Origin of the sequence: Halanaerobium sp. MA284_MarDTE_T2, assembly GCF_003337245.1 — a bacterium.
GTDB lineage: Bacteria > Bacillota > Halanaerobiia > Halanaerobiales > Halanaerobiaceae > QPJE01.
On the sequence record NZ_QPJE01000041.1, the window covers coordinates 1 to 13,508 of the forward strand.

Below are 13,508 nucleotides of genomic sequence, written 5' to 3' on the forward strand. Positions count from 1 at the left end.
AATACAAAAGGCAAGTTAGAGGATATACTGTTGGGCTAACAGGATTTTAAGCCTGTGGAGATGGTGGGTTACCACTTCTAAGAAGCAGGAATCCTCGTGGGCTTGCCCCGAGGAGGGTCAAAATATGGATAATCAGGATAATATCCGCGAACATCTCAAAAATTTAAAATTAAATAGTATTGATACAAGATCACTTTCTTTTCTGGCATTATTTATTGCCTTTACATCAGTAGCGACATATCTTCATATACCAGGTCCCAGCAGTTCATATTTTAATCTGGGCGAAGTTGCGATTTATACTATAGCATTAACATTTGGAGCAAAAGCAGGTGGTATTGCTGGTGCAGCAGGTTCTGCTTTGATGGATATTATTCTTGGCTATTCTATTTGGTCACCATTTACTTTCCTAATTAAGGGATTAGAGGGATGGGTGGTTGGAAAAATCGGACAGGGTTTTTCTTTTGAAAAAAAAGTATTTGCCATCATACTGGGTGGAAATATAATGATTCTGGGATATGCAGTTGCAAAAGGTTTTTTGCTGAGCTGGGCTGTGGTTCTCCCAGAAATTGGTATTGATTTTGCACAGATGTTGATCGGAGGGGTTCTTTCTCTACCTCTTTCCAGACACCTTGATAATTATTTTAAAAAGTAAATTATTTACAATTAATTGTAAAATATACTTGACTTTACCATTATTTGGAGGTATAATATAAGCAGCAATTACCAAATAATTACAAAAGGTGGTGAAGTCAAATGAAAATTACTGATGTTAGAGTTTTTCCTGTAGATATAAGTGACAGCCTTATTAAGGCCTATGCTTCAATAACTTTTGATGATTCTTTAGTAATAAGAGATATGAAAGTTATTGACGGGAAAAACGGGACTTTTCTTTCTATGCCATCTCGGAGGAAAAGAAATGGTGATTTTCAGGATGTGTGTTTCCCCATTTCTACCAAATTAAGAGATAGTATGGAAAGTGCTGTAATGGATAAATTCTCAAATGAACTGGCAAATGCTCAGTAATATATAATTTTTTCAAACACTGCCTGATCAGGCAGTGTTTTCCTTTTAAAAAGGTTTAAAAAGCGTAAATCTTTTCTATAAATCTCAGCAATCTTGACAAAAGCATTTTTCTCTGTTATACTTCTTACGATTAAAGAACTTATAATGGTATAATAATGCCGGTATGTCTTTAATAATAGATTTGAGGGATAATAATAAATGGAACCATATGTAATGGCAAGTGACCTTTATAAATTTAAACTGGCTTTAATATTAGGCCGCGGCAAAAGATTAAAGAGAGTTATGCGGAGATATCCAACAGAAAAAAAGTTTAAAGCAGCTCCAAGGTCAGATTTAGCTAAATTAATTGGGGTTCAGAGACAATCTGAATTGATAGAACAGCTTTTTTCCCTGGATAGTGTATATAATGAGATGGTTACTTTTCAGCCCAGCCCTTTCTGGAGCAAAAAGCCGGATGCAGAGCTGGTGATGGCAGTTGATACTGAATATTATAAAAGCAAACTGGATATGATTCAATATATAATAATGAAAAAAAATTCTATAAAAAAGGCGGGTATTATTTTTACAAATAAAAAATTGGCACCTTCTGTTAGCCCGGAAGAAGGTGTTGATATTTTGAGAACGATTATAAATAAATATAAGCCTGAGGTGATTGTGGGACATAATTTCAATTCTGATATATCCATATTAGAAACAGCTGCAGCAAGAAGAATACCAGAAATATATCATTATGATGATACAATGGATTTAATGTATTACAGTAATCTGGCTAATATTATTGGAGGGGCAGGTTTAAATAAGGCAGCTGCAAGGATGTTCTCACATAATGCACCTGATCTTGATACAGCTTATTCTGATCTTTCTATCCTTGCTGGATATGGTATCAAAGATGCACTTTTTACTTTATTAATAAGACATTTTATTATGTATGGAGAATTTCAGGCAAAAGAATTTAATTTCAAAATAGATAATATTATTAAAGAGGAAAATAGAGAAATTTTAAATTTAGATAAAGTAAAGTTTTCTTTTGAAGATGAAAGGAGCTATTGATATGTCAGAACTTTTAACAGTTATACTGGCCGCCGGTAAAGGTACAAGAATGAAATCTGACAAAATAAAGGTTTTGCATAAAGTTGCGGGTAAAGCTATGCTCAAACATGTTATATCAGCTTTGGATAGTCTGAAGACAGAAATTGTTTGTGTTGTAGGTCATCAAAAAGATGAAGTAAAAAATGAAGTAAATGGCAGCAGTATTAATTATGTTGTTCAGAACAAACAGCTGGGAACAGGACATGCTGTTAAACAGGCAGAAAGCTATATTGAAAAACATTCTGGACCTGTTGTTGTTCTTTATGGAGATATTCCACTGCTTAGGTCAGAAACTGTACAGTTATTTATTGAAGAACATAAAAATAGTTATTCTGATTTAACTATTATGACTGCAGAACTTGATGACCCAGCAGGGTATGGAAGGATAGTAAAGAACAGTTCTAATATGGTTAAAGAAGTGGTAGAGGAAGATGATGCTGATTTTGAGACCAGAAAAATTACAGAAATTAACAGTGGGGTTTACTGTTTTGATAGTGAATTGCTTGCTGATTTTTTAAAAAATATGAATAATAATAATGCACAGGGAGAATATTATTTGACTGATGCTGTAGAATATGCTTCTCAAAAAAATAAAAAAATAATAACATATAAAATAGATGATCCAGAAGAAATCCTGGGTGTTAATACCAGATTTCACCTTGTGCGAGCAGAAAAAATTTTGCGGAAGAGGACCATAGAAAAACACATGGATAATGGAGTTACAATTATAGATCCAGATAATACATATATAGATTCTGAAGTTGAAATAGGAAAAGATACTATTGTTTATCCCTTTACATATTTAGAAGGTTCTACAAAAATCGGAAAAAACAGTATTATTGGACCTCATTCACGTTTGGTATCTGCAAAAATCGGAGAAAATGTTGAACTCCTTTCACACTCTATTATAAAGGAAAGTTCTGTTGATGATAATACAAAAGTTGGCCCCTTTGCTTATTTACGACCTGGCTGTAGAATTGGTTCTGGATGTAAGGTCGGAGATTTTGTTGAAATGAAGAAAGCTGTTGTTGGAGATACATCAAAAGTTCCGCATCTTTCTTATGTAGGAGATGCTGAAATTGGAGAGCGCTGTAATATAGGAGCGGGTACTATATTTGCAAATTATGATGGCAAAAATAAACATAAAACTAAAGTGGAAGATGATGCTTTTATAGGCAGTAATTCTGTTTTGGTTGCTCCTCTAAAAATTGGATCAGGTGCAAAGACTGGTGCTGGTTCTGTGGTAACAAAAGATGTAGAAGCTGATACCACTGTAATTGGAGTACCGGCTCGTGTATATAAAAAGAAGCAGGATTAATTTTAGGAGGTTTCAAAATGTCAACTTACAGTGAACAACTGAAAATTTTTGCAGGCAATTCTCATCCTCAGCTTGCTCAGGATCTCTGTGACTATCTGGGCACAGAACTTGTAAATAGTGATGTTACCAGATTTAAAGATGGTGAGATTAGAGTAAGAATATATGAAACGGTAAGAGGGGCAGATGTTTTTGTGGTTCAGCCCACCAGTCCACCTGTTAATGAAAATTTAATGGAACTTTTAGTAATAATTGATGCCTTAAGAAGGGCGTCCGCCAGAAGGATTACAGCAGTAATGCCTTATTATGGTTATGCTCGTCAGGATCGAAAAGCAAAACCCAGAGATCCAATTACAGCAAAACTTGTGGCAAACCTGCTTACAACTGCTGGAGCACGCAGAGTTCTGTCAATTGATTTTCATGCATCACAAATTCAGGGATTTTTTGATATTCCAGTGGACCACCTTTATGCAGCACCTATTATGAAGGATTATTTTCAAGAACATGATCTGTCAGATACTATTGCAGTTGCTCCAGATGTGGGTTCAGTAAAGAGAGTAAGATCTTTTGCTGAAGGATTAAATATCCCAATGGCTATTATTGACAAAAGGCGTCCTAAGCCTAATGTAGCGGAAGTTATGAATGTTATTGGTGAGGTTGAAGGTAAAAATGTAATTCTGCTGGATGATATTATTGATACTGCCGGTACTATAACAGCTGCAGCAGAAATTCTTAAAGATAGAGGGGCAAATGAAGTTTATGCATGTGGAACACATGCTTTATTTTCTGGTCCTGCGGTTGGCAGACTTAAAAATGCTCCTATTAATAAGATCATCGTAACAAATACTATAAAGCCGAAAGAAAAATATGAACTTGATAATCTGGAAGTACTGTCTGTTGCACCACTACTCGGAGAGGCTATAGACAGAATTTTTAAAGATTTATCAGTTAGTATACTTTTTTAATAGTTATCTTGTTTTAATACTTGCTCAGGGATATTATTGATGTTATAATAAAGTTTGTTCTGTTTATTTATTAGAAATCTTGTCAGTTGAGAATAGAAACTGGCTTAAAATTTAATTTATGCAAGGAGAGGATAGTCATGGAGAGACATTCTATTAAAGCAGACGTGAGAAATGAAACCGGAAAAGGAGCTGCACGCAAAATAAGGAAAGAGGGATTGATTCCTGGTGTAGTTTATGGTCAGGGTAAAAAACCTAAATCTATTAAACTGGATCCAGGCAAAATCGAAAAAATTCTTCATTCCAATGCTATCTTGGATTTAACATTAGTTGGAGATGAATCAGATGAAGCAACGGTAATTATTAAAGATTATCAGAAAGATGTTATAAAAGGACATCTTCTCCATGTTGATTTTCAATTCATTTCCATGGATGAAAAGATTACAGTTTCTGTACCACTTAATTTAGAAGGTGTGGCAAAAGGGGTTCATAATGGTGGAGTATTACAGCAGCTGCTGCGTGAAGTGGAGATTTCAGCACTTCCTGCAGAAATACCTTCTGAGATTACACTTGATATTTCTGAACTTGAGATGGCAAGTTCATTATCAGTGGCTGATCTGGAAGTTTCTGAAGGAGTAGAAATTGTTACTGATTCTGATGAAGTAATTGTAACAGTTGTTGCACCTACAGAAATTATTGAAGAAGAGGAAGAAGAGGAAGAAGAATTCCTCGAGCCAGAAGTGATTGGAGAAGAAGGCGAAGAAGTTGAAGAAGGCGAAGAAGTAGAAGAAAAATTGGAAGAAGTGGAAGAATAAAACGATATGGAATTAAAGTGCGGTTCTTGGTGGACTGCACTTTACTAAAATATTCGGAGGTTTGGAAAAAGTGAAGGTAGTTGTAGGTCTGGGTAACCCCGGAGAAGAGTATTTTTATACCCGACATAATATTGGATTTCAAATTACTGCAGAACTTGCCCGAAGAAATGGAGTAAAAAAGAGCAGTTATAAATTTGATGGTCTTTATGGTGATTTTAGATTAGGCTCGGAAAAAGTAATTGTTTTTCAGCCAATGAAATATATGAATAGAAGTGGACAGCCAATAATGAAGCTGATAAAATATTTTGATATAGAAAGTGAAGATTTACTTGTCGTCCATGATGATCTGGATCTTGATTTTGGAAAAATAAGATTTAAGAAAAATGGTGGAGCCGGTGGTCATAATGGAATAAAATCGATTATACAGAGGCTGGGGACCGATGAATTTTGCAGACTCAAAGTAGGAATTGGTAGACCTCCGGAAAAAATATCGGTACCTGATTATGTATTAAGCAAATTCAGCAGTGAGGAAAAAGAATTTTTGGATGAAATAATAGCAAGATCAGTGCTTGCAGTTGAATGTATGATCAAGGAAAATATTGATACAGCAATGAATAAATATAATAATTAGCAAGCCCGTACATTTTGTGTAGGGGCTCTTTTTCCATTTCATTAAGGAGTTTAATATTATGCATTTTAGTCAATTATTAAAAAATAATAAAAAATTTACACATATTATAAAAAAAGCAGGAAAAAATAATTTAAATGTTTCAGGCTTATCTGGAAGCAGGGTTTCTTATTTTTTAGGAAATTTTTTACATAATATAAAAAAGGATGTTGTGTTATTAGTGCCTGATAACTATTCAATGCAGAGAATTCATGAAGATTTGCTCAGAATGGTTGATGAGGATAAAATTCTTGTTTTTTCTGATGAGGAAATTTTACCACATGAGCAGCTGATGCCTGATTTAACTACTTTGAGTGAAAGAACTAAAGTGCTCACAGAACTAACATTTGGATATTCAAAAAATGCAAAAATAATTCTTGCTTCAGCAGCTTCTATTATGAGAAAACTACCGCCTAAAACAAGATTTATTGGGAGTAGTGTTACAGTCGAGCCTGAAAAAGAAATCAATTTACAAAAACTTCAAAAAAGACTTTTTGAACTGGGCTATAAGCGTGAGGAAATGGTAGAGGCTCCCGGGCAGTACAGTATTAGAGGCGGAATTATCGACATATTTACTCTATTAAATGAAAATTCTTTTAGAATTGAACTTTTTGGTGATGAAGTTGACTCTATTCGTATGGTTGATCCATCGGCTCAGAGATCGATTGGCAGAGTTGACAGCCTTATTATACCACCATTTGCAAATATAATTACTGGGAAAGAGGAGATAAAAAGAGCAGTTCCTGCAGTTAAAAGAGATTATTCTGCTGCAGTAAGTAACCTGGAGAAAAGAGGACTCAAGGAAGAGGCGGAATATCTGCGCAAAAAGGGCAAAAAAATGTTGGAAAATTTACAGGAAAAACAGCGTTTTCCGGGATGTGAACAGTTTTTACCCTATTATTATAATTTATCATCTGATCTTTTCGATTATCTGGACGAAAATATACTTTTTGTTTTAAGACCTAAAAAGTTTAAACAAAGTGCAGAAAACTTCTATAATGAAGTTTTAGATAATCACAGCAGGCTTGTTGAGCAGGGTGTTATACTGCCGAGCTATATAGATAATTTTATTTCTAATTTGGATATAGAAGAAAAAATATCAGCTAATAAAACAATAAATATTTTATCAGATTTTGATGAAGCAAGTTCAGGCATTAATTTTAATACTAAATCAGTAGAAAATTTTCATTCCCAATTAGAACTTTTTGCTGATAAAATAAAAGAGTATAGAAAGAAAAAATATAAAATTTTAATAACTTTAAATTCTGCTTCCAAAAAACGGCGGATTAGTAAATTTTTACAGAAAAAAGGTCTGGAAATTTCCGATAAAGAAGATGATTTTGAAATTTTAGTACTTCCTAACAGTTTTTCTGAAGGTTTTATATTTAAAGACATAAAACTGGCTGTTTTTAGCGAAAAAGAGGTTCTGGGCAACAAACAGAAAAGAAAGAGAAAAATTGGGGATTTTGAAGATGGAGTTGAAATATCTGCACTTAATGATCTAAAAAATGGTGATTATGTTGTACATGAAAATCACGGAATTGGAAAATATTTAGGTGTCGAAACTCTGGAAATTCAGGGCCAGCATAAAGACTATCTTGTTGTAAAATATGCTGGAGAAGATAAACTATATGTACCAACAGATCAGATTCATCTTGTACAGAAATATATTGGTGCTGAAGGAGGAACTCCTAAACTTTATAAACTGGGAAGCAGTGACTGGAAAAGGGTAAAGCAGAAGGTAAAGAATTCTGTCAAAGAAATGGCTGTTGGACTTTTAGAACTTTATGCAGAAAGGGAAACTCTAAAAGGTTATTCGTTTTCGGAAGATAAAATATGGCAGCAGGAATTTGAGGAATCATTTCCCTATGAAGAAACTCCAGACCAGCAGCAGGCAATAAAAGATGTAAAAAGTGATATGGAATCAGATCGCCCTATGGATCGTCTTCTCTGTGGAGATGTAGGATATGGAAAAACAGAAGTTGCTATTCGAGCCGCATTTAAAGCTGCACTTGACAGCAAACAAACTGCAGTGCTTGTGCCAACTACTATATTGGCTCAGCAGCATTATAATACTTTTGAAGAAAGAATTTCCGAATATCCGGTTAAAGTTGAAATGATTAGTAGATTTAAAACAGCTGCTGAACAGAGAGAAATCCTCAAAAAGGTGAGTAGAGGTGAGATTGATATACTTATTGGAACACACCGCATACTTTCTGGAGATGTTATATTTAATGATCTGGGACTTCTCATTATAGATGAAGAACAGCGATTTGGTGTAACCCACAAAGAAAAGCTTAAGGATTTAAAACGAAATGTAGATGTTTTAACACTGACTGCAACTCCTATACCAAGAACACTGCATATGGCTCTGGTGGGAGTCAGAGATATGAGCCTTATTGAAACTCCGCCAGAAAACAGATATCCTATTAGAACATTCATCAAAGAAGGTAATAGAGAACTGGTAGCAGAAGCTGTTCGAAGAGAGATGGCAAGATCAGGTCAAATATATTTTGTTCACAATAGAGTAGAAGAGATAGAGAAAATAGCTGGAAAACTGCAGAAAATCGTACCAGATGCAAAAATAGCTGTTGCTCACGGTCAGATGAACGAAAAACGGCTGGAAAAAATAATGTATGATTTTTACCATCATCAATTTGATATTTTAGTCTGTACAACTATAATTGAGACTGGTTTAGATATTCCTAATGTAAATACGATAATAATCAATCATGCTGATAAAATGGGGTTGTCACAGCTTTATCAGCTGCGCGGACGAGTAGGCAGAACAGATAGAATTGCTTATGCATATCTCTTATACGAAAAAGAGCGGATATTGCCTGAAATTGCAGAAAAAAGACTTCAGGCAATAAAAGAATTTTCAACTCTTGGATCTGGTTTTAAAATTGCAATGAGAGATTTAGAAATAAGAGGAGCCGGTAATCTTCTGGGGCCAGAACAGAGTGGGCATATAGCTGCAGTAGGGTTTTCACTTTATACAAAACTGCTTGAAGGAACAATAGAAGAGCTTAAAGGTCAGGAAAAGGACCAAGGTTCAGAAGTAGAAATTGATTTAAATATTGATGCATATATTCCTGATGATTATATAAAATATGAAGCGCGCAAAATTGAAATTTATAAAAAAATTCGCAGCATAAAATCAGAACAGCAGGCACTAGAAGTAATTGATGAATTAATAGATCGATTTGGAGAACCAGCTGTGGAAGTAATGCGGTTAATAAATGTAGCCAGGCTTAAAATTATAGCAAAAAAAATCAATATTATCCAAATAAAACAGGAAGGTAAAGTTGTAAGCTGTAAATTTCGAGATGCTGATTCTGTAAATGGAACCCAGCTGGTGGAATTCAGCAATTTATACAGAAGAAAAGTAAAAATCAAAGCAGCAAAAAATCCTCAGCTGATACTTAAAATTTCTACTGACAGAGAGGTTGATAGGATTTTATTAAAAATGCTGAAAGATTTTCAGAATATAGATCTGGATTAGGAAAAGGGTGTAGCTTATGACTAAAAAAGGTGGCCGCAGTTTTATTAAAGGAGCTGTAATTTTAACAGGAGCAGGCCTGCTGGCAAGAGTAATGGGTTTTGTTTATAGAGTTATTTTAACACGTATAATTGGAGCCGAAGGAATGGGTCTGTATCAGATGGCCTATCCAATTTATACAATTTTACTTGTTGTATCTAGATCAGGTATACCAATTGCTCTTGCAAAATTGATTGCAGATAGAATAGCATCTGACAGAAAAAAAGAAGCATACAGAATATTTATTGTAGCAAGACGAATGAGTTTTGTTATTGGCCTAGTTGTATCAATTATTATGGCTGTACTTGCCAGACCGCTTATTAACCTGCTTTCACTTGATCCACGATCATATTATGCAGTTTTAGCTATTTCGCCTGCTATATTTGTTGTATCGATTATGGCTGCATATAGAGGCTTTTTTCAGGGAATGCAGGATATGGTTCCTACAGCATTATCTCAAATTATAGAGCAGTTTATTAGAATGTTTACCATGATAACTCTAGTTTTAGTTCTTGTTAAATATGGTCTTAACATTGCAGCAGCAGGGGCAAGTTTTGGTGCTGTGACTGGAGCAGCTGCTGGACTATTAGTACTTATTTTTATATATTACAGACGAAGACGAAAAATATTTTCGTTTTTAGATTCTGGTATAGATAAGACATCAGTCAATTCAATGAGTATTGTAAAAGATATTTCCCGGCTGGGTATTCCTATTACTTTGGGAGCACTGGTTTTACCGCTGATGAATCTGGTAGATTTAATTTTTGTTCCAAATCGCCTTCAAACTGTCGGCTTTGCTGTTGAAGAGGCAACGACATTATATGGTATGCTTTCAGCTGTTGCTATGCCTCTGGTTAATTTTCCAACAATTATTACTGTTTCAATGGCAGCTAGCCTGGTTCCAGCCATTTCAGAGGCATATTCTCTTCAGGATAATTTGCTTATCAGAAAGAGAACCCAGACTGCTTTGAGGCTGGCTGTTTTAATTTCTCTACCTGCTTCAGCCGGTTTATTTTTAATGGCAGAACCCATTACAGATATTGTTTTTTCGGAAATTGGTGCAGCAGTTCCACTGCGTTTTGTTGCATGGGGAGTATTTTTTATAGCACTACAGCAGACCACTTCGGGAATTTTAAATGGTATAGGCCGCACATCAGTACCGGCAAAAAACCTGCTTATAGGGGCATGTGTTAATGGTATTATTAATTATACTTTAACGGCCATACCTGAATTTGGGATTCGTGGTGCAGCACTGGGTACCACTACTGGATTTGCAGTTGCAGCGCTTTTAAATTTATTTTCTGTAAAAAAAGAAACCGGCTTTAGAATTAATTTTTCTGAACTAATTTTAAAACCGCTTTTCTCAGTTCTAATTATGTCAGCATTTGTTAAATTGTTTTTTCCATTTTTAAAAATGCTCCTTGCAGGTCAGAGTATTTACCTTTCATATCAGATTTCTACATTTATAATCATCGGTGCAGCAGCAGTTATTTATTTTATCACTCTTTTAATATTGAAGGAAATCAAGTATAATGACATTGCAGTGATACCTGTAATAGGTAAAAAGATAGCTGAAAGATTAAAACAACTTGGACTGGTAGGTGAAAAGAATGGATAAAAGTATTGAAAATAAAATTTTATATGAAGTTAAAAAACTTGTAGAAGTTATGGAAATTTTGCGGGGACCGGATGGATGTCCCTGGGATAGGGAGCAGGATTATTATTCTCTTAAAGAAAATATAATTGAGGAAGCATATGAGGTTGTTGAAGCTCTGGAGGAAAAGAATATTGAAGCATTAAAAGAAGAGCTGGGAGATCTACTGCTTCAGGTAATATTTCAGGCACAAATTGCTCATGAAATTGGTGACTTTGATTTGGGCGATGTAAGCAGGATTTTAAGGGAAAAACTAATAAGAAGGCACCCCCATGTTTTTGCAGATACTGATGTAGAAAATGCAGAAGAAGTTCTTATTAAATGGGAAGAAATAAAAAAAGCGGAAAAAGAATCAAACAATAATTCATTGATGGAAGATTTAAATCAGGGGCAGACAGCTCTTAATCAGTCATTTGAAATCCAGGAAATTGCTGCAGAAGTTGGCTTTGATTGGAATGATATTAATTTAGTGATCGAAAAAATAGAAGAAGAATTAGAAGAAACTAAAGCAGCACTATATAAAAATGAGAAAAATAAATTAGAAGAAGAGATAGGCGATCTGCTGTTTTCTGTTGTTAATCTAGCCCGATTTAAAAATATTAATCCAGAAATATCACTTTTGAAAACTATTTTAAAGTTCAAAAGCAGATTTAAATATATTGAAGAGCAGATAAATTTAAATAAGGGAAATATAAATGATTATTCATTAGAAGAACTTGATAAACTTTGGGATAAGGCCAAAAAAATTTGAGGAGGAGAAAAATTGAGATTACATAAAAAATTAACTACATTTATAATCTTATTAGCAGTATTACTTACTGTAATTCCATCAGTAGAGGCTTTTGATGTGAGTTTAGAATCTGCTATTCTAATAGAAGCAGAAACAGGTCAGCATCTTTTTGAAAAAAACATTAATGAAAAGCTGCCTCCTGCAAGTATAACAAAAATAATGACTTTATTAATAGCAATGGAAAAAATTGAAGAAGGGACAATCTCTCTTGACGATGAAGTTACAATAAGTAGATTTGCTGAATCTATGGGAGGATCCCAAATATTTTTAGCTGCTAATACAAGAGTCAAAATGTCCGATCTACTAAAAGCAGTTACTATAGCATCTGCTAATGATGCAAGTGTAGCAGTTGGAGAAGCTATTGCAGGAACTTACAGCAATTTTATTTCAATGATGAATGAAAAAGCTAAACAGCTCGGAATGGATGACACCAACTTTGTAAATTCAACTGGACTTCCTGATCCATCTGGAGAGCATTATTCAACAGCAGAAGATATTTCAATTATGGCCAGAGAACTTGTAAAATATGATCAGGTTTTAGAATGGGCATCAATATGGGTGGATCATATTCAGCTTCCAAATAGAGAAGCAATGCTGGTTAATACCAATAAACTTATTAAATCATATCCCAGTATGGATGGATTAAAAACTGGACATACTGATGAGGCAGGATACTGTCTTGTTGCAACAGCGAAAAAAGGTGACAGTAGATTAATATCTGTGGTTTTAAAAGGTGAATCACAATTAGAAAGAGAAGAAGCTACAATAAGATTGCTCGATTATGGATTCAATAGTTTTTCTAAAAAACAGATGGCTAAAAAGGGAGATAAGATTCAGAATATACGGCTTCCTGGTGGAGCTAAAAAGGTTATTGAAGGAGAAGTGGCAGAAAACTTTTATGTTATGATTCAAAAAGGTCAGGAAAATTCTCTGCATCAGGAAGTTAAAGTAGATGAATTAACTGCACCTGTGAATAAGGGAGAAAAAATCGGTACACTTACAGTTTATCAAAACGACAATATTATTGGTGAAGTGGATGTTATTGCTGCTGAAACTGTGAAAAGGGCTAACTTTATTGTAAGAAGCTGGAGAGGTTTAATTGGATTTATTACTGGTTTTTTTAATTGAATCTGATAGTGATAAAAAAAATTCCTGTAAAGACAGGAATTTTTTTATGTAAAATAAGTCTTCAAAAATTATAGCATGTATAAATATAATATTCAAAAAAATCTTATTTTTATTTTTTTCTTGACAGCACGTTAATATAATGTTAGTATACTAAATGCTGTCAGGAAATTTAAATTATTTGTTCTGAGATTTTTTAAAATTTCTAGTTAGAGATCCCTTGACAAAGAAGAGATAGCATGGTATGATAATAAATGTCGCTAAAAAGAAGTATAATAAAAAAACAGTGGCTAAAAAAATTAAAATCAGCCCTTGACATAAAGATAAAGGGGTGATAAGATATTAAATGTCGCCGAGAAAAACAGGTGACAAAAACGGACTCAATGTCCTAGCAAGGCACCATCCATTTTGTACTATAGAAGAAGGTGCGCGACGGACTCAATGTCCTAGCAAGGCACCATCCATTTTGTACTATAGAAGAAGGTGCGCGACGGACTCAATGTCCTAGCAAGGCACCATCCATTTTG

At 34.3% G+C, this 13,508-nt stretch carries 11 protein-coding genes; all 11 read left to right on the forward strand.

Translation table 11 applies throughout. The features are described from left to right. The first annotated feature begins 124 nt into the window (after window positions 1–124). Complete coding sequence (locus DFR78_RS11240; protein WP_114458926.1) at window positions 125–652, forward strand: ECF transporter S component; 528 nt, start codon at window positions 125–127, stop codon at window positions 650–652. Between the two features lie 101 nt (window positions 653–753). Next, window positions 754–1,023 (forward strand): SpoVG family protein, encoded by a 270-nt coding sequence (locus DFR78_RS11245; RefSeq protein WP_114458927.1) that lies wholly within the window; start codon window positions 754–756, stop codon window positions 1,021–1,023. A gap of 198 nt (window positions 1,024–1,221) precedes the next feature. Further along, the gene (locus DFR78_RS11250; protein ID WP_114458928.1) at window positions 1,222–2,073 is read left to right on the forward strand and encodes a hypothetical protein; all 852 of its coding nucleotides are present in this window, start codon (window positions 1,222–1,224) and stop codon (window positions 2,071–2,073) included. 1 nt (window position 2,074) lies between these two features. Further along, window positions 2,075–3,430: a bifunctional UDP-N-acetylglucosamine diphosphorylase/glucosamine-1-phosphate N-acetyltransferase GlmU gene (gene glmU / locus DFR78_RS11255; protein ID WP_114458929.1), complete on the forward strand. Its 1,356-nt coding sequence runs from the start codon at window positions 2,075–2,077 to the stop codon at window positions 3,428–3,430. A gap of 17 nt (window positions 3,431–3,447) precedes the next feature. Then, window positions 3,448–4,392 (forward strand): ribose-phosphate pyrophosphokinase, encoded by a 945-nt coding sequence (locus DFR78_RS11260; RefSeq protein ID WP_114458930.1) that lies wholly within the window; start codon window positions 3,448–3,450, stop codon window positions 4,390–4,392. A gap of 137 nt (window positions 4,393–4,529) precedes the next feature. Then, on the forward strand, window positions 4,530–5,204 hold the full coding sequence (locus tag DFR78_RS11265; protein ID WP_114458931.1) for a 50S ribosomal protein L25: 675 nt from the start codon (window positions 4,530–4,532) through the stop codon (window positions 5,202–5,204). Window positions 5,205–5,274: 70 nt separating this feature from the next. Continuing rightward, window positions 5,275–5,835 (forward strand): aminoacyl-tRNA hydrolase, encoded by a 561-nt coding sequence (gene pth / locus DFR78_RS11270; protein WP_114458932.1) that lies wholly within the window; start codon window positions 5,275–5,277, stop codon window positions 5,833–5,835. A 58-nt stretch (window positions 5,836–5,893) separates the two neighbouring features. Continuing rightward, entirely contained in the window at window positions 5,894–9,376 is a 3,483-nt protein-coding gene (gene mfd, locus DFR78_RS11275; protein WP_114458933.1) for a transcription-repair coupling factor, read from the forward strand. Window positions 9,377–9,392: 16 nt separating this feature from the next. After that, a complete protein-coding gene (locus DFR78_RS11280) occupies window positions 9,393–11,030 on the forward strand; it encodes a polysaccharide biosynthesis protein (protein WP_199505619.1) in 1,638 nt (545 codons plus the stop codon). Then, window positions 11,023–11,817: a nucleoside triphosphate pyrophosphohydrolase gene (gene mazG, locus DFR78_RS11285; RefSeq protein ID WP_114458934.1), complete on the forward strand. Its 795-nt coding sequence runs from the start codon at window positions 11,023–11,025 to the stop codon at window positions 11,815–11,817. The genes DFR78_RS11280 and mazG overlap by 8 nt, the downstream gene beginning before the upstream one ends. Window positions 11,818–11,829: 12 nt before the next feature. Then, the gene (locus tag DFR78_RS11290) at window positions 11,830–12,984 is read left to right on the forward strand and encodes a D-alanyl-D-alanine carboxypeptidase family protein (protein ID WP_114458935.1); all 1,155 of its coding nucleotides are present in this window, start codon (window positions 11,830–11,832) and stop codon (window positions 12,982–12,984) included. Window positions 12,985–13,508: the final 524 nt, after the last annotated feature.

What these genes read in the sequence shown, in the direction of transcription:
- mazG (WP_114458934.1), top strand. Translation starts at nt 11,023, where the DNA reads ATGGATAAAAGTATTGAAAATAAAATTTTATATGAAGTTAAAAAACTT.
- DFR78_RS11240 (WP_114458926.1), top strand. Translation starts at nt 125, where the DNA reads ATGGATAATCAGGATAATATCCGCGAACATCTCAAAAATTTAAAATTA.
- DFR78_RS11260 (WP_114458930.1), top strand. Translation starts at nt 3,448, where the DNA reads ATGTCAACTTACAGTGAACAACTGAAAATTTTTGCAGGCAATTCTCAT.
- DFR78_RS11265 (WP_114458931.1), top strand. Translation starts at nt 4,530, where the DNA reads ATGGAGAGACATTCTATTAAAGCAGACGTGAGAAATGAAACCGGAAAA.
- DFR78_RS11245 (WP_114458927.1), top strand. Translation starts at nt 754, where the DNA reads ATGAAAATTACTGATGTTAGAGTTTTTCCTGTAGATATAAGTGACAGC.
- mfd (WP_114458933.1), top strand. Translation starts at nt 5,894, where the DNA reads ATGCATTTTAGTCAATTATTAAAAAATAATAAAAAATTTACACATATT.
- glmU (WP_114458929.1), top strand. Translation starts at nt 2,075, where the DNA reads ATGTCAGAACTTTTAACAGTTATACTGGCCGCCGGTAAAGGTACAAGA.
- DFR78_RS11280 (WP_199505619.1), top strand. Translation starts at nt 9,393, where the DNA reads ATGACTAAAAAAGGTGGCCGCAGTTTTATTAAAGGAGCTGTAATTTTA.
- DFR78_RS11250 (WP_114458928.1), top strand. Translation starts at nt 1,222, where the DNA reads ATGGAACCATATGTAATGGCAAGTGACCTTTATAAATTTAAACTGGCT.